General features: G+C 36.9%; 16 protein-coding genes. 15 read left to right on the top strand and 1 reads right to left on the bottom strand.

The genetic code is table 11. The features are described from left to right. Window positions 1–55: 55 nt before the first annotated feature. From ACUN8G_RS04915 to ACUN8G_RS04880, 8 genes are all read left to right on the top strand, one after another. Window positions 56–295, top strand: coding sequence for a hypothetical protein (locus ACUN8G_RS04915; protein ID WP_437346014.1), 240 nt, complete (start codon window positions 56–58; stop codon window positions 293–295). Next, on the top strand, window positions 277–1,497 hold the full coding sequence (locus ACUN8G_RS04910; RefSeq protein ID WP_437346013.1) for a type IX secretion system plug protein: 1,221 nt from the start codon (window positions 277–279) through the stop codon (window positions 1,495–1,497). The genes ACUN8G_RS04915 and ACUN8G_RS04910 overlap by 19 nt, the downstream gene beginning before the upstream one ends. Continuing rightward, the gene (locus ACUN8G_RS04905) at window positions 1,490–2,497 is read left to right on the top strand and encodes a Gfo/Idh/MocA family protein (protein WP_437346012.1); all 1,008 of its coding nucleotides are present in this window, start codon (window positions 1,490–1,492) and stop codon (window positions 2,495–2,497) included. The genes ACUN8G_RS04910 and ACUN8G_RS04905 overlap by 8 nt, the downstream gene beginning before the upstream one ends. Before the next feature lie 19 nt (window positions 2,498–2,516). After that, complete coding sequence (locus ACUN8G_RS04900; protein ID WP_437346011.1) at window positions 2,517–5,015, top strand: putative LPS assembly protein LptD; 2,499 nt, start codon at window positions 2,517–2,519, stop codon at window positions 5,013–5,015. A gap of 659 nt (window positions 5,016–5,674) precedes the next feature. Then, window positions 5,675–7,000 (top strand): ammonium transporter, encoded by a 1,326-nt coding sequence (locus ACUN8G_RS04895; RefSeq protein ID WP_437346010.1) that lies wholly within the window; start codon window positions 5,675–5,677, stop codon window positions 6,998–7,000. A 29-nt stretch (window positions 7,001–7,029) separates the two neighbouring features. Continuing rightward, entirely contained in the window at window positions 7,030–7,737 is a 708-nt protein-coding gene (locus ACUN8G_RS04890; protein ID WP_437346009.1) for a TorF family putative porin, read from the top strand. A gap of 15 nt (window positions 7,738–7,752) precedes the next feature. Then, window positions 7,753–8,091 (top strand): P-II family nitrogen regulator, encoded by a 339-nt coding sequence (locus tag ACUN8G_RS04885; RefSeq protein ID WP_437346008.1) that lies wholly within the window; start codon window positions 7,753–7,755, stop codon window positions 8,089–8,091. Window positions 8,092–8,172: 81 nt separating this feature from the next. Then, the gene (locus ACUN8G_RS04880; RefSeq protein WP_437346007.1) at window positions 8,173–9,414 is read left to right on the top strand and encodes an NAD(P)/FAD-dependent oxidoreductase; all 1,242 of its coding nucleotides are present in this window, start codon (window positions 8,173–8,175) and stop codon (window positions 9,412–9,414) included. On the opposite strand, the gene ACUN8G_RS04875 is transcribed toward ACUN8G_RS04880, so the two are convergent. Beyond that, a complete protein-coding gene (locus tag ACUN8G_RS04875; RefSeq protein WP_437346006.1) occupies window positions 9,406–10,164 on the bottom strand; it encodes a nitrilase-related carbon-nitrogen hydrolase in 759 nt (252 codons plus the stop codon). The genes ACUN8G_RS04880 and ACUN8G_RS04875 overlap by 9 nt on opposite strands. Before the next feature lie 90 nt (window positions 10,165–10,254). Here ACUN8G_RS04875 and ACUN8G_RS04870 point away from each other — a divergent pair, with 90 nt between their 5' ends. The 7 genes from ACUN8G_RS04870 (at window position 10,255) to porX (ending at window position 24,567) form a co-directional block, all read left to right on the top strand. After that, the gene (locus ACUN8G_RS04870; RefSeq protein ID WP_437346005.1) at window positions 10,255–11,823 is read left to right on the top strand and encodes a spore maturation protein; all 1,569 of its coding nucleotides are present in this window, start codon (window positions 10,255–10,257) and stop codon (window positions 11,821–11,823) included. A gap of 3 nt (window positions 11,824–11,826) precedes the next feature. Next, a complete protein-coding gene (locus tag ACUN8G_RS04865) occupies window positions 11,827–12,786 on the top strand; it encodes a 2-hydroxyacid dehydrogenase (protein ID WP_437346004.1) in 960 nt (319 codons plus the stop codon). 55 nt (window positions 12,787–12,841) lie between these two features. Further along, complete coding sequence (locus tag ACUN8G_RS04860; RefSeq protein ID WP_437346003.1) at window positions 12,842–13,963, top strand: alanine dehydrogenase; 1,122 nt, start codon at window positions 12,842–12,844, stop codon at window positions 13,961–13,963. Between the two features lie 14 nt (window positions 13,964–13,977). Next, window positions 13,978–15,330, top strand: coding sequence for an acetyl-CoA hydrolase/transferase family protein (locus tag ACUN8G_RS04855; protein ID WP_437346002.1), 1,353 nt, complete (start codon window positions 13,978–13,980; stop codon window positions 15,328–15,330). Beyond that, the gene (locus tag ACUN8G_RS04850; RefSeq protein WP_437346001.1) at window positions 15,327–16,016 is read left to right on the top strand and encodes a metallophosphoesterase; all 690 of its coding nucleotides are present in this window, start codon (window positions 15,327–15,329) and stop codon (window positions 16,014–16,016) included. Before ACUN8G_RS04855 ends, ACUN8G_RS04850 begins: the two co-directional genes overlap by 4 nt. A 264-nt stretch (window positions 16,017–16,280) precedes the next feature. After that, on the top strand, window positions 16,281–22,994 hold the full coding sequence (gene sov / locus ACUN8G_RS04845; RefSeq protein WP_437346000.1) for a T9SS outer membrane translocon Sov/SprA: 6,714 nt from the start codon (window positions 16,281–16,283) through the stop codon (window positions 22,992–22,994). A 13-nt stretch (window positions 22,995–23,007) separates the two neighbouring features. Next, on the top strand, window positions 23,008–24,567 hold the full coding sequence (gene porX, locus ACUN8G_RS04840; RefSeq protein ID WP_437345999.1) for a T9SS response regulator signal transducer PorX: 1,560 nt from the start codon (window positions 23,008–23,010) through the stop codon (window positions 24,565–24,567). Window position 24,568 lies beyond the last annotated feature (1 nt).

Here is a 24,568-nt window from a genome sequence, read left to right as displayed (position 1 = left end):
TTTGCTTTTTTATATAGTTTTAACTTCGTGTAAAAAATATTTGGGAATAATTAATATGAAACTCAACTGGTCTGACTTTACAGGCAAAATTCTCAACATTACAATGAATGAAAACTACGGTGTAGTCTACGGCAAGGAAGATTCTGAACATCCGGCATTTTACGAAATAGTATTTAAGACCGGAAAATTAGTCGGTGCCTTTGACGATGGACTTTTACTCGAGGCCAAAAGAGAAGATAAAACATTCAATATATTCGTACCATTTAGCTCGATAAAATGCGTAGAAATTTTCTGATATTTTTACTCCTGTTTTATAGAGTAATTGACGCTGCCGATTTCGAGATTAAAAGCTTGAAAGTTTATTCTACCGGGGACGAAACTTCTTTTCCTTTAATCGATGCATACGCCAGACCGATTCAGACTATTACAATCGAATTCGACATTAATGCCAAGGAAGTTCCCAGTTTGAATATTGTTTTCCGCTTCTGCGACAAAGATTGGAAACCTTATGAAAATGTCTTCTTATTAAATCAAAGATATAACACGGAATATTATCTAAATTTTCAAAGACTTCCGCTTCACATTGAAGGAGCACAATATCATTACTACGGAATTTTCCCGAATAAAAATGTCACATTCCCTTTTTCCGGTAAATGGAAGTTCTATATTACGGATTCACACGATCCATCGTTTATTTATGCAGAAGGAAATTTTTATGTGGTCTATTCAGAGATAAAACCGAAAACAATTTTACACAAAGAACGCTTTCAAGGTGATGAACCTGATATTCCATCACTTGCCAGAACTATATCGATTAATACTGAATTCACAATTCCTGACACACTTTATGCATCGGAAATACTGGGAGTCGAAATAATTGAGAATAGGAAAATCGACTATCCCATTATAATCGATCCGTCACATGTAAATGACGAGTGTTTTTTTGAATGGAATGGCAATAACGAATTTAAATATGTAGCAAGGAATATTCGTCCCGGTAATGAGTACCGTCAAACGGATTTGAGGAATTATGATATTTATAACAGGAAAGAAGTCTATGCACAGTACGAAGGAATTGAGACTTCCGATTTCTTTCATAAAAGAAAAGAAGATTTAAATGGGGGATCGATTCTTACAAATTACAAAAGCGATTACGCAGAATATCTTGATGTTACCTTTAGAATTCGACCACACGAAGAGATAAAAGCTCCTGTTTATCTTACGGGTGCTTTTAACAACTGGCGTATTCTACCTGAGTACGAAATGTACGACGATAACGGGTTACTCTTTTTAACAGTAGAACTTAAACGCGGGATTTACGATTATCAATATGTAACTGCCTACGATATTACACAACCCGACTGGTATTCTCTCGAAGGAAATTTTTGGGAAACGGTAAATGAATATCATATTTTCATTTATTATAAAAGCCCGGATTACGGGGCATATCACAAAATAATTGGTTATAATAAAATAATCTCGGTGAATTATGAATAAACTAAAAATAGGTGTAATTGGTACGGGACATCTCGGAAGAATTCACGTTAAATTACTGAAAGAACTCGATAACGTTGAATTGTGTGGTGTCTACGACAAAGACTTCGAAAAATCGAAAAATGTATCGGAAGAGTTCGGTGTAAAACAATACCAGGATATGGATGAATTAATAAACGAATCGGAAGCGGTCGTAATTGTAGCAACAACAAGTGCACATTATGAACTGGTAAAGAAAGCTTTCGGCTATGGCAAACACGTTTTCGTGGAAAAACCAATAACGGCGCGTATTTCGGAAGCAGAAGAATTAGTGGCAATTGCCGACGAAAAGAAACTCAAGTTTCAGGTCGGGCATATCGAACGTTTTAATCCCGCACTTGTATCACTCGAAAAATACGAATTAAATCCGATGTTCATTCAGTCTGATCGTTTGGCTCAATTCAATCCTCGAGGTACCGACGTTGCAGTTATCCTCGATCTGATGATTCATGATATCGACATAATACTGAGTTTAATCAAAAGCGAAATTAAAGAAATACGTGCTAGCGGTATTTCTGTCGTATCGAATAATATCGATATTGCCAATGCCAGAATTGAATTTGAGAACTTCGCTGTTGCAAATGTTACAGCAAGCCGAATTTCTCAAAAAAGAATGCGTAAGATGCGCATGTTTCAGCAGGATACTTATTTTTCGGTAGATTTCATAGAAGGCTCAACGGAAATTATACGATTAATGCCTCAGGGAATTATTCCTGAACCGGGAGCTATTCCAATAGGTCAAATTGGAATTGAAGATAAAAAAAGAACTGTTATTATTGAACGCCCTGAAAGTGTGAATATTAATCCATTGCAGTATGAACTTCAATTGTTTGCAGAATCTGTACTGAACGATACCGTTCCACCTGTTACAGGTTACGATGGACTAAAAGCATTGCGTGTGGCTGAACAAATTATTAATAAAATTGAAGAATCGATTAAAAGAGCAAGATTTAATAATCTGTGATACTTACTTGAAGAACGAAATGAAATATTTTCTTCTAACTATACTATTATTTCTTTCAACACTGCATGCTCAAACGGAAACACCCAGAGATACTATTCCCCAAAATGCAGGTAATGAAATTGACGACGTGGTTTATGCTTCAGCAACGGATTCACTTATTTTCAATATTTCTTCGAAAAAAATGTTTCTTTACGGAAAAGCCGACCTTAGATATAAAGATATCGAACTACAAAGCGCTTTGATAAATCTCGATTACAATACTAATGACCTCGAAGCTTTCGGTATTAAAGATACATCAGATACTACAATTCAAAGCTGGAAAGATACACCCATCCTCAAAGAAGGACTCGAAGTATACGAAGGGTCTTCTTTGAAGTATAACTTTAAAACTCAGCGCGGTTTTATTTCAATGGCAAAAAACAGAGAAAGTGACTCTCGATACGAAGGCGAAAAAGTCAAGAAGGTCGAGAAGAATATCTATTTTATTGAGCATGGTATGTTTACCACGTGTGAACTCGACACTCCGCATACCTACTTCACAGCCAGTCAAATGAAAGTAATACAAAAAGAGAGGATTATTGCGCGCTGGATTTTTATGAATATTGCAGGAGTGCCTTTCCCATTGCCTCTGCCTTTTGGTATTTTCCCTTCTGAAGCGGGAAGAAAATCGGGATTGATTGTACCGACCTACGGACAGGACGTTAGACGCGGTCAATATTTTAATAATTTCGGTTACTTCTGGGCAATGAGCGATTATATGGATTTATCTTTAACAGGCGATTATTATACGAAAGGCGGGTATGGACTTCATAGCCGTTTTCGATATTCAAAAAGATATTCCTTTGACGGTTCATTTAATGCCGATTATTCGAAAATAAGTATTGGTGAATCGACCGACCCTCTTTCGAAGAGAAGCGAAGTTGACGACTGGAGATTATCGTGGACTCACAGCCAGAATATTAATCCAACTACTCAACTGAACGCCAATTTACAATTTTCTTCTTCATCTTATTTACAAAATAACAGCATAAACTATAACGACATATTATCACAGAACTTAATTTCAAATGCAACATTTACAAAACGCTGGGATGAATCGGGCGCAAGTCTCTCGATAAATTATAACCGTACACAAAAATTACAGTCCGGCGATATCTACGAGTCGCTTCCTTCTATAACATTTTCAAAAAATTTATTCTATCCATTCAAAGGTGAAAGTTCAGACCCGAGAACCCAAAAGTGGTACGAACAAGTCGGAGTGTCGTATAATGCTAGCCTACTGAATAAAAGGAGCAAAGTGAACGACAAAACAGATAAAAGAGCAGGGGTTCAACATAGACTTCAAATTAATGCTTCTCCCAAAATTGGATATTTCAATATATCACCATCAATCAATTACAATGAAAAATGGTATAACAAAAGAATCAAGATTGAAAATGTAAAAATCAAGAAATACGACCCTGCTACAAACACAGAATATGAAATAGATACGCTTATTACGAAAGATATTAACGAATACAATTTTGTGAGAACGTTCGATATGAGTCTAACGGCATCAACAAAATTATATGGTATAATTCAACCGAATATACTCGGAATCGAAGCTTTTAGACATACGCTTCGACCATCGATATCCTACACTTATCAGCCCGACTTTTCGGACGATACATGGGGCTATTACGATTATTATACAGATTCAAATGGAAACATAATTAAATACGATAAATTCAGTAATGAAGTTTACGGCGGTTCGGGTTCGGGTAAAAGGCAATCGATTAATCTTTCGATTGGCAATGTCTTCGAAATGAAGATGCAAAAAGATCCATCGGATACTTCAGAATCAACTGACAATAAAATTCAGTTGTTGAATATCGATGCTTCTGTTGGCTATAATTTCGCCTCTGAAGAATATAAATTATCGGATTTACGACTTTCATATCGAACGCAAATTGGACAATATCTTAGTTTCAACGGCTCGTCGGCTTATACTTTTTATGACTATGAAGGCAACACAAAAGTTAACAGATTTCTCCTTTCTGCTGGAAAGGGGCTTTTCCGTTTGACGAATTTTTCATTTTCTATAACAACAAATTTAAGCTCAGATAAATTTTATGATAAAAAAAATGAAGGGACAGATAGCGATAGCCTTAGTGAGGCACAACTAAAAAAATCAGTTTACACAATACCCTGGGAACTCAGTTTAGGTTATAATTATAATCTTAGTAAGACGACACCTTCGGTCGTAAATAAATATTCTAATTTAAGTGTCAACTTATCTTTCAGTTTGACAGAAAAGTGGCGATTTATCGTCAGAGGCAGTTATGATTTTGACCGCAAACAGTTCACCGCACCTCAAATTTCAATTTATAGAGATTTGCATTGCTGGGAATTTAATCTAATCTGGAATCCGTTAGGAACCTACCGTGGATTTCGCTTCGAGCTGAGAATGAAAGCCCCGGAATTCAGGGATATCAAGGTTACACGTGCTCATGGTGTATTTTCAGGTAGAGGTTATTAGACGATAGATTCGTTACCTATTATCCCGTCATATTTTTTAGTATAACGCCTGATTAATCTGATTAGTCATTTCAATATCTATTAAACTTCCACAAAATTTGACCAGGTGAAGAGTAACTGAAATTTTATTTTTGTACGTACCATGAAACTGTTAAGTTTTTGACCTCTCCAACAGATTCCTACCGAGTTGAATTAATAACGTATCAAGTAGTTTCCTGGTTGGATACGTTAATGAAATGTTTGTATGAATTGCAGCTACATACACAATTTTAACATTCCAGTTTGATTAAGTGATAGAGTTTGCAGCGAACGATATCATTTAAAATTTATTTGGAAAAATAGGGATGAATTTCTAAGCAAAAAAATGTACTGACAAATTTTACGGCTTAAACAGAAGAAGCTAAGAATGAATTATTATATGTTAACAATTACGTATAGATTTATAGCAAACCTTAATAAATAAGGCAATAAATATAAATTGTATTAAAAAATAAGAAATTGTGCTTGACTTTTATTAAGGTATGATTATATTTGCAAGCAGAAATTAGAAAGTTAGGTAAATTGCATAAATAACATTAATTAATAATAAGAATTAATCTATTTAACTAAATAAATAAATTCACTAAACTCATTTTACTCAAAACAAAACAAGGAGGGGTTATGAAAAACTCCAAGAAAATAATCTTGTTTCTCTTTTTCTTGCCCGTATTGTTGATGGCGCAAAGTTCAGAGCCAACGGTGGAAAGCACTGCAAAAAAGATAGCTGAAGTTCAAACTCATGCAGATTATGTCTGGACGTTGATGGCGGCTTTTCTTGTCTTTTTTATGCAGGCTGGATTTGCGATGGTCGAAGCCGGTTTGACCCGAACAAAAAATACAGTGAACATTTTAATGAAAAATTTATTGGATTTCTGTATTGGTTCTTTAATTTACTGGGCAATTGGTTTCGGTATTATGTTTGGTGATAATCCAACAGGATGGTTTGGAACATCTGGATTTTTCTTTTCAGATTTTGCGAAAGACTCTGATAACTGGGTTTTTGCATTCTGGATGTTTCAAGTTGTTTTTGCAGCTACAGCAGCTACAATAGTTTCGGGTGCTATGGCAGAAAGAACAAAATTTATTGCATACTTAATCTATTCTGCTATAGTTTCATTAATAATCTATCCTGTCTTCGGCTCCTGGGCATGGGGAGGTCTATACCATGGAGGCGGCTGGCTGGAAAGATTGGGCTTTATTGATTTTGCAGGTTCTACTGTAGTCCATTCCATTGGAGGTTGGGCAGCGCTGGCTGGAGCAATAATACTGGGACCAAGAATTGGCAAATACGATAGAAATGGAAGGGCAAAGGCTATTCCTGGTCATAATATCACACTAGCAGCTTTAGGTACATTTATATTATGGTTTGGATGGTTCGGATTTAATCCAGGAAGTACGACCGCAGCCACTACAAATATCGCTTCAATTGCAGTAAATACAAATCTATCTGGTGCCGCAGGTGCATTAGCTGCCATGATCACTGCGTGGTTAATCTTTAAAAAGCCAGAGGCCACGATGACATTTAATGGCGCACTAGCAGGATTGGTTGCTATAACTGCAGGCTGTGCAAATGTTAGTGCCCTCAGTTCTGTAATAATTGGTTTGACTGCAGGTGTAATTGTAGTCTTAAGTGTAATTTTTATCGAAAGAACTTTGAAAATTGATGATCCGGTCGGTGCAATTTCGGTTCATGGTGTTTGTGGTGCATGGGGAACTTTAATGGCAGGTGTTTTTGATATAAATGGATTTTCATTCTCTGTAGTGGGCGTTCAACTTTTGGGTATTGTATCTGCTTTCGTATGGACATTTACTGTTGCATTTATTCTCTTTAAGATCATCCAGAAAACAGTTGGTTTGCGTGTATCACCAGAAGAAGAAATCGAAGGTCTCGACGTCGGTGAACACGGTCTGGAATGCTATCCTGAATTTGAAAAAGTTTCTAAATAAAACTAATATTAATTTTACGGAGGTATAAAATGAAATCGATATATAAAATTATTGCAATTCTGATTTTATCTTACAGTCTTATTACACCACAGGAATTATCTGTCGGCACCGATATAGTAAGTCGTTATATCTGGAGAGGAAGCGATTTGGGCAATAACAATCCGAGTATTCAACCGACAATAGAATTGTCAGCCGGTGGATTTGGAGCGGGATTTTGGGGAGCTTATCCGTTATCCGATCCAGCTGCACTTAACGAAATTGATTTCTATATTTCTTATTCTGTTTCTCTGGGAAATGCGGGCGATTTTAGCATCGGTTTTACCGATTATATGAATCCCAATAGTGGTACAAAAATCGGTAATTTCAACAACTACGATGATCCTGAAGGCCCTGGAGTTCATTTTATCGAATTAAATATCGCTTACGGAGGTTCAGAGAGTTTTCCGCTTGCAATCAGTTTCAACTACTTTTTGCATAATGTGAAAAATAATCCAATTTATATTGAACTTGGTTACTCCACTTCGATTAAAGATGTAAGTCTCGATTTGTTTTTAGGAGCTACGCCTGGAGACGATGCAATGTATTATGGAACCGACAGTTTTAATGTTATAAATCTTGGCATAACTGCAGGTAAATCGATTAAAATAACCGATAGCTTTGAACTGCCGGTATTTGGATCCTTAATTCTCAATCCTGCTACCGAAAATCTGTATTACGTAATTGGAATTAGTTTATAAGAGAGAGAGGTGAATATGAAAAAAATTGAAGCAATAATACGTCCGCATAAATTAGACGAGGTTCAAGAAGCCTTGAGTGAAGCCGGTTTTGCAGGTTTAACTGTCTCTGAAGTCAGAGGTTACGGCAGACAAAAGGGGCATAAAGAAGTTTATCGCGGCACCGAATATAATCTTAACTTCGTTCCGAAAGTAAAAATTGAATTGATTTGTGCTGATGACCGTCTCGAAACAGCGATCGATATTATTATTAAAATTGCCAGGACCGGTCAGGTAGGCGATGGAAAAATATTTATCTACGACGTGAAAGACGGTATTAGGATAAGAACAGGAGAATCGGGCGAAAGCTCACTCTAATCCACAAAAGCTGCCCTCCGTGGCAGCTTTTGAATTTTTTGTTGAACCATGATGTTAATTGTTGTAAACATCATGTGGGATATGGATAAAAAAATTATTATTGTGGGCGCAGGCTTTGCCGGAATTACTGCTGCAAAATCACTCAAGAATTCGGATCATGAAATTTTAATAATCGATAAGAATAATCACCATCTATTTCAACCTCTTTTATATCAAGTAGCAACATCTGCTCTATCTGCAGCAGATATTGCAGTGCCCATAAGAGAAATTGTCCGGGATTATAAAAATACAAGAGTTTTACTTTCTGAAGTCGTTGATATTAATTTTGATAAACAGATGGTTATTACGAAAAATGATTCCTATCAATATGATTATTTAATTCTTTCGCCTGGCTCAGTTAATAATTATTATGGACATAAAGAATGGGAGCATCTGGCACCAGGTTTAAAAACAATCAAAGACGCAATTAAAATAAGGGAAGGAATTCTTCGCTCTTTTGAAAAAGCAGAAACCATTAACGATCAACGCTTGAGAAAGAGATTAACCACTTTTGTCATAATTGGCGGAGGTCCAACTGGAGTAGAACTTGCTGGTGCAATTGCTGAAATCGCATTTAAAACATTATCAAAAAATTTTCGAAATTTCGACCCAAGAATTTCAAAAATTTATTTAATTGAAGCAGCTGACCGTCTATTGCCTTCATTCGAATCTAATTTAAGTCATAAAGCTCTTCTGGCATTAAAAAAATTGGGCGTTGAAGTTCTGTTAAATACAAAAGTAAAAAATATTTCACAAGAAGGCGTCCTCATTGATGATAGACTTATCGAATCTGAAAATATTATTTGGTCTGCTGGAAACAAGGTTAATAATCTTATTAACAAGATTGAAGCAGAAAAAGATAACTATGGTAGGGTATTTGTAAAAGCTGATTGTACACTAAAAAATTATTCCAATGTTTTTATTATTGGAGACGCTGCTCATTTTAACGACAGGGGAACTGTCTTACCAGCAATTGCTCCGGTTGCAATTCAACAGGCTAAATATGTCTCTGAAATTATAAAAAAGGAAATTCACCCAGATAAAAGAAGACCTTTTGTTTATAAAGATAAAGGGATTATGGCTACAATTGGAAAGGCTAAAGCCGTTGCCAGAATAGGTAAATTGAAAATTGATGGCTTCCTTGCCTGGGTTGTATGGGGAGCTGTACACATCGCTTATCTTATCCATTTTAGAAATAAATTTAGAGTAATTACAGAATGGATATGGCTTTATATTACAAATCGTCACGGAGTAAGACTTATTATTAACGAATCATCAGATTAAACAGATATCATCTCCAAACTTAAATTCATCTCTTACTTTTTTTATAAAATCAGTATCAATTTTTGTAACGATGATTTTCTCTTCGTCTTTTAATTCGGTTATTAAATTGCCCATCGGGTCATAAACGCTGGAATAACCATTATATTTATTATAAGGGTCGTTTCCTGTTCGATTTACTCCAATCATATAGCATTGATTTTCAATGGCTCTGGCTCTCAAGAGAATTCGCCAGTGTTCTATTCTATCGACGGGCCAATTAGCTATATCAATGCAGATTTCTGAGCCTTTCTTTCGCAGTAATCTGTATAACTCGGGAAATCTTAAATCGTAACAAATACTCAGGCCTGTACTTATTCCGCCGACTTTTGTCACTACTATTTCTTTGCCGCTGTTATAAAAATTGTTTTCTTTAGCGTGACTGAATAGATGAATTTTCCTGTATACGGCGGCAATCAAACCATTGCTAAAATGAATCGATGAATTGTAATAATTTGTGTTTTCCTTTTCGATAATTCCGCAAACTATATCCGACTTCAGTCTGTTCGATAAATCAATAAAGTATTTAAAAGATCGTCCGTCTATATCCTCTCCAAAATCTTTTTGTTTCATTGTAAAACCCGTTAACGTCATTTCTGGAAAAACGATCAGATCAAGATTCGTATTTATACTTGAAATAAGTGCTTCGATTTTTTCAATATTTTTTTCGACGTCTTCCCATTCCGGTGAATATTGAACTAAAGCTATTTTCATTTATTTCCCCTCAGGGTAAAAAAAATCCCTTTTTTGTTTATTAATTTATAATTTTGTCAAAAAAGAAATCAAATAATAAAATAAAACCGTATGCTCAATTATATCTGGCTTGGTCTTCTTTCAATCGGAATTGCTTCTGCACTGATTTACGATTTGTCTGATTTTCATAACAATAAATACATGAACGGAAAAGATTTACCTGCTTATTTCATCACCAATCAAAACAACGACGGAACAGGTGAACTGATAATTCCGAAAGAGAATTACGAAAAATTTTATAGAATAAAAATAAAGGATGAAATTAAAAATAGAATTACTTATAAACAGACAGATAGGAAAAATTCATACAACATAAGAATTACCGTTAATGAGGGCGATCCAGAATTATGGAAAGATATTGCTGCCGCAGATGGCGATGAAAATGATATTACAGGAAAACTTACATTCAAAAATAAGCAGGCTGCAGATACAGCCGAGGTATCTGTTCGATTAGAGGAAGTAAGTTTTCTTAAAATGAAGAACGTTACAAATGCTGCGATCGATTATGCATCGACAGCTGTGAATATCTCTCTGGGCTTGATTGGAATTATGGCTTTGTGGCTTGGCTTGATGAAAATTGCTTACGAAGCGGGATTAATTCGTAAAATATCACTATTAATAAAACCACTTACAAAGTTTCTTTTTCCCGAAGTGCCACCCGAGCATCCCGCAATCGGTTCGATAATAATGAACATATCGGCAAATATGCTCGGATTGGGCAATGCAGCAACGCCTTTCGGTCTGAAAGCAATGGAAGAACTCGATACTCTCAATAAAAATAAAGGAACAGCTACAAATGCCATGTGCATGTTTCTGGCAATCAATACTGCCGGACTGACTTTGATACCTGCAACTGCAATTGCAGTAAGGGCTGCTGCTGGAAGTAGTGAACCAGCAATAATAATTGGCACTTCATTTTTCGGTGCTTTATGCGCTACCATAGCTGGCATTACTACTGCAAAAATATTCGAGTATTTATCGAAAGGAAAAGTTGAAGCAGGGTCGTTTATCAAACCTCTGTCCCTGTTTCTATTATTAATTGGAATCGTTTTTATCCTGATAATAAATGGACTTTCGGCGGAGATGATAAAAGATATAATAAAAATTATATCAACTATTGCAATCCCGATAATAATTTTAGTGTTTATCGGTTACGGCATAATAAAGAAAGTAAAAATTTACGAAGTATTCGTAGAGGGTGCGAAAGAAGGGTTTAATATTGCAATAAAGATTATTCCTTATCTCGTTGCTATGCTTGTAGCAATCGGAATTTTTCGCGCAGGCGGAGCTCTCGATTTATTCGTGAAGTTGCTTTCGCCTTTGACCGATTTAATTGGCTTTCCAGCTGAAGCTTTGCCTATGGCGCTAATGCGTCCACTTTCAGGTAGTGGCTCGCTCGGTATTATGTCTGAAATTATTACTGTTCACGGTCCGGATTCGTTCATCGGAATATTGGTCTCTACAATTATGGGAAGTACCGAAACTACATTTTACGTTCTGGCGCTCTACTTCGGCTCGGTCAATATTAAAAGAGCCAGACATGCCGTCCTAGCAGGCGTTATCGCCGATATTGCAGGAATTCTTGGAGCACTCTTTATTGTTAAACTTTTGTTCGGATAGCTTATGCATAAAAAAATATTCATTACATCTGTACTCCCCGGTAAAATCGATAAGTATTTAAGGTCGAAAGGTTATTCGGTATCCGTTCACAATGGCAGCGAACCGATTACAAAAAACGAGCTTATAAAAAAAGCATCAAATGCCGATGGTATTATAACACTCCTTTCTAATAAAATAGATCATGAAGTCTTGGACGCTCTGGTTAAATGTAAGGTGATTGCAAATTATGCAGTCGGATACAATAATATCGACGTTCAATATGCTAAAATGAAAGGTATTTTTGTAACAAATACACCAGGTGTTTTAAGCGATGCAACTGCCGAGCTTACAATAAGTTTAATTTTAGCGTGCTCCCGACGCCTGATTGAAGCTGAAAAATTTATGCGTGATGGAAAATTTAAAGGATGGATGCCGGATCTGTTTTTGGGAACTGAGTTGAAAGGTAAAACTGTCGGTATAATTGGAGCAGGTGAAATTGGAACCGAAGTGGCCCGACGGATAAAAGCTTTCAAAACTAAAATCATCTATTTCAACAGATCGAAAAATACAATCATTGAAAACGAAATTAAAGGCAGAAAGGTAAGCCTCGACTATCTAATGAAAAATGCGGATATAATTTCCATTCACCTTCCTCTGACGGAAGAAACTTATCATCTAATAAATCGAGATAAATTGAGACTGATGAAAAAGAGTGCAATAATTGTGAATGTAGCACGGGGTGAAGTTATTGAAGAAAATTATTTGATAGAATTATTAAAGAAAAATAAAATTAGAGCTGCTGGTTTCGATGTATATGAAAACGAGCCAAATATTAATCCTGAATTGTTAAAATTGCAAAACGTAGTCTTACTACCTCACATTGGAAGTGCAACTAAAGAAACAAGAGAAGAAATGGCATTGCTCGCAGCGCGTAACGTTGAAGCTGTTTTAAACGGCAAAAGTCCGATTACGCCAGTCAATTGATTTGTGGAATGAATCGTAAATAACTATTTTTACTTACAATAAATAAAGAGAGCCTATGAGAATCGGAATACCGAAAGAAAAACATTACGAAGAAAAGAGGGTAGCTCTTGCACCTGCGGGCGTTAATACTCTGGTTAAATCCGGTCATACGGTATTTATCGAAACAGGTGCCGGTTTAGAAAGTCATTTTACCGATGAAGAATACAGGCAGGTAGGAGCAAATATTGTTTATTCTGTTGAAGAAGTTTATCAACGAGCTGATATGATTGTTAAAATAGCACCATTAACGGACGAAGAAGCCGATTTGTTAAAAGATGAACAGATAATTTTTTCATTCTTATACCTGGCTGTCAATAAAAAGAGTATTATCGAAAAATTATTGAAAAAGAAAATTGTGGCTATTGCGTATGAATTAATCGAAAAGGACGACCATTTGCCCGTACTTCAATCGATGAGCGAAATCGCAGGTCAATTGGCAGTGCAAGCAGGCGAACGATATCTTGGCAGCGATCATCCCATTGGTCGAGGTATCCTCTTAGGTGGAATCGCCGGCGTCGCACCTGCAGCAGTTGTAATTTTAGGTGCTGGTGTTGTCGGTTTTAATGCCGCCAGAACTGCTTATTCCCGAGGAGCTCATGTAATTGTTCTGGACAAAGATTTGAAAAGACTTCGAGCAATTAACGATCTGATTTCAAAAAGCATAACTACTGTAGCTGCAAATGAATATACAATTGCAAGGGGTGTGAAATTTGCAGATTTACTGATTGGAGCAGTTCAAATGAAAGCCGAAAAAGCCCCCCATTTAATTACCGAAGAAATGGTTAAAACGATGAAGAAAGGCTCGGTAATTGTGGATGTATCGATTGACCAGGGCGGGTGCGTCGAGACGAGCAGACCCACTTCAATTTCTGATCCCATCTACGTTATGCATGATGTTATTCATTATTGCGTTCCAAATATGCCAGCCTTTGTATCGAGATCGGCTTCATATGGTCTTACTAACGCTGCTATCGAATATATACTCGAAATTGCTGATAATGGTCTATCGAGAGCTCTGTTGAGCGATGCCGGACTTTCAAAGGGAGTTTGCACATATAACGGTTTTTGCTCGAACGAAAACATTGCTGATATCTATGGACTCGAGTACAGAAGATTACACATTTTCCCAACTAATTAAAAATTGGGTGCTTTATGACTTTAGAACAAATTAGTAAAAACAGGGCTTCCGGTGCTCCATGGATAAGCAAATATACATCTAAATTAGTTAGTGCAGAAGATGCAGTCAAAGTTATAAAAAGCCGGGATAAGATTATTATCCAACCTGGATGTGCTGCACCATTAAATCTGATTAATGCAATGGTCAAAAGAAAAGACGAATTATTCGACGTCGAAATTTATCATATCCTTGTAGTCGGAGATCTGCCTTATACAGAACCAGGTATGGAAAAGCATTTTAAACACAAGGCGTTTTTCATTGGTCATAATACAAGAAAAGCTGTAAATGAAGGCCGAGCTGAATTTATTCCTATCTTTCTTTCCGAAGTTACACTTCTCTTCAAAAGGGGAGTGATACAAGCCGATGTGGCCATGATACATGTTTCACCGCCTGACGAACACGGTTTTTGCAGTTACGGTATTGATGTCGGCAATATTAAAACTCCCGCCGAAAAAGCGAAAATCGTAATTGCCCAGGTTAACAAGCAAATGCCACGAGGACTTGGCAACAGTTTTATTCATATAAATAAGATCGATTATATAGTTGAAGTCGATGAGCCTCTGCAGGAGTTACCTCAGGTAGATCCAAACGCATCGCCAGAAGAACTCGAAATTTATGACAAAATTGGCCGAAATGTTGCAAGTCTAATTGAAGACGGTTCCACAATTCAAATGGGAATTGGGTCAATCCCAGATGCTGTATTGAGATATCTTCATGATAAAAATGACCTGGGCGTTCACACTGAAATGTTTTCTGATGGATTAATTGAATTAATTGAAGAAGGCGTAGTAAACGGCGAAAAGAAAACGCTTCATCATGGAAAAATAATTGCAGGCTTCGTGCTCGGCACAAAAAAATCGTATAGTTTTATTGACAATAATCCAATATTCGAATTCCATCCTCAGGAATACGTTAACGATCCTTTTTTGATAGCAAAGAATAATAAAATGGTAGCAATCAATTCCGCCATTGAAATTGACCTGACAGGTCAGGTATGTGCCGATAGTATCGGTACAAAATTATACAGTGGTATTGGAGGACAGGTTGATTTTGTGCGCGGTGCAGCTCGTTCAGAAGGAGGCAAACCAATTATAGCTCTTCCTGCTGCAACTGCAAATTTGAAATTTTCCAAGATCGTGCCCACTTTAAAAGAGGGTGCAGGAGTTGTAACGTCGAGAGGCGATGTTCATTACGTTGTTACCGAATACGGTATAGCCAATCTTTTTGGTAAGACAATTCAAGAAAGAGCACGCGCATTAATTGAAATTGCTCATCCTGCTTTCAGAGATGAATTAACCGAATTTGCCAAAAAAACTTATCATATATGATTGCAGTAATCGGTGATATCCACGGCTGTTTCTTTACTCTCAAAGCGCTCTACGAAAAGATTACCGAAAAGTATCCAGGTATTGATGTCTACACCGTAGGCGATCTCGTTGACAGAGGTAATTTTAGTTACGATGTAATTAAATTCGTAATTAAAAATAACATTAAAGTTACCCCCGGTAATCATGACTATATGTTTTATCATTTCTTCAAAGAACCGTCGAGTATATTTGCTCGTTCATGGTTTTTCAATGGTAACGAACCCACACTCCTTTCTTATGAAGATCATCAAAAAGAGATGTTCGAGCATATCGATTTTATCAAAGAAGCACCACTCTATTTCAATCTGGATGATTGTTTTATTTCTCATGCTGGTATTTCAAGTTACTACGAAAAATTCTTACCGCAGGATTTCAGAAACAATCTCGAATTGCTGGTACCTTTTATAAAAGCCGATATTAGTACCGACAGAGGAGTGATGTGGACTCGTGACCCGCTTCTAAACCTCGGTAAACTCCAGATTGTTGGTCATACAAAACAACCAGAAGTTACTTTTGTAGAAGATTCTAATGCTGTCTATATTGATACTGGAGCATGCGTAGGGAATAAACTGAGTGCGGTAATTGTCGATATGAGTAATATTATCGATACTATCGATGTGAAAACGGAATTGAAGGATATTATTTGATAGGGATTAGGGATTAGGGATTTGGGATTTGGGAGAGGGGAGTGGTAAAATATTTTTGAGAAAGATTGTTAAGTCAAAAAAAATTACTAATTTTGAGCGGGAAAAAGGGGAGGTATATAGATTATTATTCTACTATTCTCGTAACTAATTTGCAGGTTGAAAATCTATTCCAGTAATAAAAATATTCTGATTCGGGTAATAATCTTAATCACCTTAATTGGATTTGTAACAGCAGGACTCAAGTTAGCCTCCCCGAAAGGCAAATTGGTCAATCCATCCAATACATCTATTTTTCTAAAGTCATACTCCAATAACGAAACTCTTTTCATCCCCGATTCAACCGAAAAAGATGAAGGGGAACTAAGGCGAGACACAACAATAGCCAAATTATCACGAAGGGATTCTTTAATTCTTAAAGCTAAACAGGACTCTATAAGACGAATAGATTCATTGGCGGCCGACTCGACAGCACGCATTAAATATTTCAGCGCAAAAAGGGACGATTATTATGTAGTCCCGTTTAGACCCAAGAGGAAATTTCCATTATTTATTGAACCATCTCCTTCTGTTTTAAAACGGGTTGTAGAACTTGATTCTACAGGAACTAAAGTTTTGATTAAAGAATTAATAGGCGACGATGAATATAGAATACTTTTAGAAATGTCGCTTGAGGATTATATTAAACTGCGGCTTGCATCTATAACTGAAGACGAATGGGAAAAACTTGCATACAAATATGAACTTAAAGGGCAGAATAAAGATTTAAGCCAGTTAATTACCGATATAACAAACATTGAAATTCCTTTACCGAGCAAATCGTTATTCAGCATATTCGGACCCCCTAAAATAAACATTAAAATTGCGGGTGCAGTTGACATTCACGGCGCATGGCGTAATGAAACAACCGAAGGTATTACTACTTCTGCTCTCGGTAATACAAGGAATGAACCGGATTTCAGGCAGCAGGTACAAATTAATTTAAGTGGGACAATTGGCGATAAACTCAACATCGCAGCCGATTGGAATACAGAGCGTACTTTTCAATATGAAAACCAGTTGAAATTAAAATACACTGGTTATGAAGACGAAATTATTCAGAGTATTGAAGCTGGAAACGTGTCTCTCCAAACATCGCCTTTGATTGGGGGCAGCGAAGCTCTCTTTGGTATTAAAGCAAATTTCCAGTTAGGACCATTGAAACTCACTGCACTGGCATCACAGAAAAAGGGCGAAACTCAGGAGGTTTCCGTTAGTGGAGGTTCAAAATCTCAGGAGTTTCAAATTCATGCATACGATTATTCGCCGAACCATTTCTTCGTCCACGAAATTTACACCGATCCGAATCTAAATGTTTTTAATCGATACTTCAGCAAATTTGTGCCTGAAGTTATCGATTCTCTCAGAATTAAAGAAATTGAGGTCTGGAAAACTTATACAGGTTTATATAATCCGAATGAAAGAAAAGGTCATGCGTTTATTGATTTACGACCACGTAAAGCTAATGAAAAATATGACGATTTAAGAAATACAGTAGAGCAAACGATAAGCGGTGTCCAGGAAATTGGTGTCCGTTGGATTAAATTGCAGGAAAATGTTGATTACGAAATCCACCCCGAAACGGGTTTTATTAGTTTTAAAACTCAAATTCAACAACAAGAAGCAATTGCCGTAGCATTTCGTAGAGAAGGTACTACCGCTTCGCCTGACGATGATATTTACTACGGTGAATTTCTTAAAGATGTCGCTGCCGACAGTTCTGCTAATATTGTCCTTTTGCTCGTTAAACCTCCAAATCTTCAGCCGCAATTTAAAAAGGCATGGAAGCTTCAGTTAAAGAATATTTATGCAATCGGAGGAAGAGAGATTAACAAGGAAGGATTTAAACTCGATATTAAATATCAGTTTGAAGGAGGCGAAGCACAAAGCGATTACAACGGAATTAAGTTAATACAGGCATTTGGATTCGATAAAACGGACGAAAGCGGTACAGGTGGTCCCGACGGCGCTTTCGATTTTATACCGGGCAAAACTATAATAAAATCAACAGGCGAAATTATTTTCCCGGTTCTTGAACCTTTCGGTAACGATTTGCCTTCCGAATTGCCTTCCGATTTACGTTACGATGCTGTTTATGATACAACAGTTAACTTTGCTCGTCAGGATAGAGCCAAAGATAAATTTTTAGTTACAGGCGAATATACCGCTTCGGTAACATCTTCATACAATATCGGATTCAATGTTGTTGAAAATTCTGTAAAAGTTCTCTTAAACGGAAATGCATTGACTGAAGGCATCGATTATACTGTCGATTATAACATTGGTCAGGTTATTATTAGGAAACCGGAAGCCCTTGTGCCCGGTGCCGATCTAAAAATAACTTATGAACAGAACGATTTATTCCAGATGGCTTCCAAAACTCTCGTAGGATTGCGCGGCTTGTATGAAATCGACCGTAATACCTCGTTGGGATTTTCATTTCTGAATTTAAATCAACAGACACTTAGCGACAAAGTTAGAATAGGCGAAGAACCGCTGAACAATTCCATATTTGGACTCGATTTCAAAACGAGTCTCGATATGCCATTTCTCACAAAAGCAATTGATTATGTTATCCCGACCAGTACAATCTCCAAACTTACATTAAATGCCGAATATGCTTACATGAGTCCCGACCCAAATACGAAAAAAAGTTCGATAGAAAGCGACGAAGGCAAAAGTATTGCATATATTGATGATTTCGAAGGTGCAAAGAGAATAATTCCTCTCGGTATGCAATATGGAGCCTGGAAAGACATAAGTGTCCCAAATGGTCTGCCATTTATCGATGCATTACCAGAAAGAGAAAGGATGAATCATAAGGCTAAGGCTTACTGGTTCAATCGTACTCCTTCGGATGTTACAATTTATCATTTATATGGTAATCGAAAACAAGCAGCACCGGATCAAAGTCTAATTACAGCTCTCGATTTTGTTTATATTCCCGATAAGTCCGGATCTTATAACTGGAATCCCGACTTAAGCGACAAAAAGAAAAACTGGGCTGGCATGATGAAGCTTTTATCGACGACGGCTAATAATCTTATCGAAGAAAATATTGAGTTCATCGAATTTTGGGTTAAAATTGAGAACGCTCCGCCCAACTTAAAGTTGAATATCGATTTAGGTCAAATAAGCGAAGATATTATTCCAAATGGTCAGTTAGATACCGAAGACAAAAATTTCAATGATCTTATTGATGAAGGAGAAGACACAGGAATTGACGGCTGGATTGACGCACAGGAACCCAATTACGACTCTGCGACAAATCCCGATCCAAGCGGTGACAACTATTTCTTCCAGCTTACTCAAAATCCCGAATACACACAAATTAACGGAACACAGGGAAATGCAGTTTCAATTGATATTGGAAGATTGCCGGATTCTGAGGACCTCAACCATAATTTCACTTTGGACCGTGTAAACAGTTACTTCCGTTATGAAATTCCGTTAGACACAAACAGAGCCAATCCGTTCATTCAAGGAGGCGGAGATAATGCGGGCTGGTATCTCTTTCGTATACCTTTAAAAGATTACGTAGAAAAATACGGCGATCCAAGTTTCTCAGTTGTCGAAACCATTAGATTTTGGGTCTCAGGTACCGATAGTCCTGTCCATTTAAGATTTGCTGAAATGAATCTCGTTGGTAATCAATGGCAGAAAGTTCTTGAACCACCGCGTGTAACAAACGACGATACAGTTTTAACTGTTTCAGTAGTAAATGTGGAAGACAATCCTGAATATCATTCTCCTCCGGGTGTTCATCGTGAAAGAGACAGAAGTCAACCCGATTATGAGATTTTCAAAAATGAACAATCGCTGGAACTCGTAATAAAAAATCTGGAAGACGGCGATAAAAGAGAAGTTGTAAAATATCTTTATAAACCTCTCGATGTCTTTAATTATAAACAAATGAAATTATTCGTGCACGCCGATGAAAATGATATGCCGGGTAGTGTGACTTATTATGAAAGTCCCGAAAACTATTCCTCAGAAGTTTATATCAGATTTGGCTCCGACTCGTTAAACTTCTACGAGTACCGCCAGCCATTGAAGAGTGACAGCGATAACAGAAATTGGAATGAAGTGAAAATTTTATTCTCGGAACTTACTGCTATCAAACAAAGACGCGACAGTTCTAATATTAATAAAGTTTATAGAGTTCCCGTCGAGGGGAAAGAGGGACATACCTATGGGATCAGAGGTAATCCTACATTAACAAGAGTTTCTTTTTTTACAATTGGGATTATAAATCCAGCAGATAGAGGGACGCAGGGCGAGAAAATATCCGGCAGTGTCTGGATTAACGAATTGAGAGTGCTCGAAGCCGACGATACTCCCGGATGGGCTTATAGTGTTGCAGGTACTTTTGGCCTGGCAGATGTTATGAAAGTAAGTTTCAATGCAAGTCAAACAAACCCATATTTTCACAAATTGACTGATCGCTTTGGCAGTCGTAACGAAGCCATTTCTTGGGGAGTTTCAGTCGATTTTGATTTATTAAAACTTATTCCTCTAAATCTTGCAGGTAGTAACTTTAGAATTGTTTATTCCCGCAACGAAAGAAGACAGAATCCTCTTTTCAAACCGGGAACGGATATTAAAGTTTCCGAAGCTCAGAATCAATTAAGGCAAGCACTAATAGAACAAAACTGGGATAGCCAGGCAATCGATGATTCCATCAGCGAATTTATTAATTCGACAAGGACATACAGTTTTTCCGAATCTTGGACTTTATCAAATGTAAAATTCAAAGTGCCAACGGATATCTGGTATATCCGAGATTTAATTAATAACCTTACATTCAGTTTTAATTACAACAAAACAACAAATACATCTCCAACAATATTAACCAATAACAGCTGGCAATGGAACGGAAGTATATCATATTCCGTAAATTTAAGCCGTGAACTTTTCTTCCGTCCAGCCGATATCCCGATTATAGGAAGTATATTTGATTTACTGACCGATTACAAAGAAATGAAAGTTTATTTTTTGCCGCAGACAATCAGCGCAGGCATAAATACTACACGCAAACGAAATTATACCGTCAATAGAACACTTGCAACTCAACCAAATATTCAACGAGATTTTACGGCTTCGCGTAATGCAGGATTTACATGGGCAATTACGGAAGGTGGTCTACTAAATTTAAGTATGGCATACAACTTCGACGTTCAGTCTTCGCTGGCTTATTTGCTTCTAAAAGATAGTCTGTATGAACGTTCCGAAAGTGAAATCTGGCGGGATATTTTTAACGGTGAATTTTTTGGAAGAGATTTTAATTACAAGCAAAATTTTGATATCAGAACCAATCCTAAAATACCTACTTTCTGGGATTTGAACAGATATATTAATGTAAATGCATCATACGGAGTTTCATATAGCTGGATTTATAATTTCAATCAGGAAGAACTGGGACGTTCGGCAGGTTATTCCAATAGAATTTCTGCAGGGATGACAGTAAGGCTTAAATCGATTTTTGCCCCACTATTCCAGGAAAGCAACTCCAATCAAGCTGCTGCGCAACGAAATCAACCGTCGAAAGAAGCTCGGGGACGAGGAACAAGAAGAACAAATGAACAGCGTGGAGTTGACGTCGATAGACAAATTGCGCAGGATAATGCACTTAAAGATACGTCAACAGTTAAAGATTCTCTTATTTCTAATATAATGAACGAGACAGAACTTAACGAAACTCCAGGAACTTTTACAGTAGTACTCGAGTATTTGAAGCTCGGAATTAAATGGTTATTAATTGATTATGACCAGATTTCATTTAACTTTTCGCAATCAAGCAGCTATACAGGTGGTGGTTTGAAAGGAACTGGTACAGGATTCAATAATTTCTGGGGATTCAAACAATCTCCAACTAACGGTCCATCGAGGCTCTTTATGCTTGGATTCTCAAATGATATTGGTCCACGCTCGCCTTTCGGCAATTTAACAGATAATTATACACATAAAAATGATATTGATATGCGAACCTCGAGACCACTCTGGGAAGGTGCTCAACTCGATATAAGCTGGAAAGTAGGATGGGGAATTAATAAATCGATTAATTTCAAAACCGACGAAAATGGCTTTGCTTATGCAGAAGTTTACAATACAACTGGTACTTTGAACCGTTCATTTTTATTTATGCCATTCGGTTTCGGAAACGGAATTTCAAAAGTTCATGAACTCTATAATAAAAATTCCGAAAATCCTACTCAAAGTTTATCGGATGCGTTTGTACGGGGATTCGAAACCACATCAATATTGGGAAAAATTCCAGTTTTGTCGAAATTATTCAAATACATACCGCGACCGAACTGGAGTTTCTCGTGGACAGGCCTCGAAAAATACGAACTCCTGTCGTTTGCAAAAAGAATAACGATAAATCATGCGTATTCTTCCAATTACAGCGAAGGGTGGTTAATCAATCCCGACGGGATTCAGGAAATACAAACACAGAAAGTTGATTATTCATTTACTCCGTTATTGGGAATTACATTCCAATTTGATAATTTATGGGGCGGTTCGTTGCAAAGTACGATAAGATACACCACCAGAAATTCATACTCTCTCGGTTCTTCCACAAGAAATATTACCGAATCGTTTTCTCGTGATATTAATGTTTCTTTGAGTTATTCCAAGAGCGGTTTCGATTTACCATTATTCGGGATATCATTGAAAAACGACCTGGAAATTTCGATTACTTACACTAACGGACAAAATTCAACTGTGGTTTATAATATGGATAATTTCAAAGAAGAAGGGACACCTCAAGATGGTAAAGTAAACACAGTTCTCGAACCAAAGATTAAATATGTAATGAGTTCACGTGTTACATTGTCAATCTTTTACAGAAGGTCGACAATCGAGCCACAGGGTGCTTCACGTGTGCCTCCAACTACAACCAACGAAGCAGGTGTGGACGTAAGAATTGCTATTCAATAAAAAAGGATTTGAAATGAGACCCAGTAGAATTTTATGGATCGACGATGAAATTGAGCTTCTGAGATCGCACATAATATTTCTTAATGAAAAAGGTTATGAAGTTGATACAGTTACCAATGGAAATGATGCAATCAACCAGGTGAAATTGAAAAATTACGATCTGATTTTTCTCGATGAAATGATGCCCGGTATGGGTGGACTGGAAACACTTGCCAGAATAAAAGAAATCAATCCGGATATTCCAGTTGTGATGGTAACAAAAAGCGAAGAGGAATCTCTAATGAACGAAGCCATCGGAAGCAAAATTTCGGATTATTTAATTAAGCCGGTGATCCCTTCACAGGTTTTAATGGTTTGCAAAAAAATGCTCGAAAAGAAAAAAATATCCGGTGAGTTTGTCGCAAAAGACTATCTGGAAGATTTCAATTCGATTACGAGAATTTTGATGAACGAACCAAATTACGACGATTGGATCGACATTAACAATAAACTAATTTATTGGGATATGGAACTCGATATTCATCCTGAAGTCGATCTACGTCAAACTCTAAACGAACAAAAAAAAGAATGCAATCGAATCTTTTCCAGATACATCGAAAAAAATTACAGGCATTGGCTTGAAGAAGAAAACGCTCCAGTTTTAACAAATCGAATCCTCGAAAAATCGCTCATACCTCAAATCGAGGCCGAAGGCAATCCTGTCTTTCTTTTCGTTATCGACTGCTTAAGAATGGATCAGTGGCTTGTTATGGAAAAACACCTGAAAGATTATTTTAGTATTAAAAAAGAGTATTATTTGTCGATACTACCGACTGCCACTCCCTATGCTCGTAATTCGTTGTTCGCCGGATTATTTCCATCGGAAATTGAAAAATTTTACCCGGCACTCTGGAGTACCGGCAACGACGACGAAAGAAGTATGAATAAATATGAAAAGGAGTTGCTCGAAAATCTTCTTAAAAGAAAAAAAATAAAACTAAAAAATGACCTTCAATACATTAAAATTATAGATCCCGAAGTTGGAAGAACATTTGAACAAAATGTACTCTCATATAAAAATACACATTTAACCGCAGTGGTTGTAAATTTTCTCGACATGATTGCCCACGGTCGCTCAGATTCACAAATACTAAAAGAAATTGCCCCCGATGAATCTGCATATAGATCGCTTACTGAAAGCTGGTTCAAATATTCGTATCTTTTTAACGCTTTGAAAGCCATTTCGAATATTCCAAAAGTTAAAGTAATAATAACAACTGACCACGGAAGTATAAGAACAATGCGTGGTGCTAAAGTACTCGGTGATCGAGAAGCCTCGACAAATTTAAGATTTAAATTCGGAAGGAATTTAAAAGTGGACGATAAACATGCCATCTACATTAAAGATCCGTCTGACTACCGCTTGCCTAAAAGAGGTGTTACTATCAGTTATATAATTGCAAAAGAGGATTACTACTTCGTTTATCCAACTGAATATCATAAATATTTGAGCTACTATAAAGATAGTTTTCAACACGGAGGTATTTCGATGGAAGAAATGATTTTGCCTCTTGTAACACTCGAGAATAGATAAA

This window comes from Melioribacter sulfuriphilus, assembly GCF_052656625.1.
Note: the sequence above shows the minus strand (reverse complement) of the source record. Positions and strands in the feature narration are given on the sequence as shown.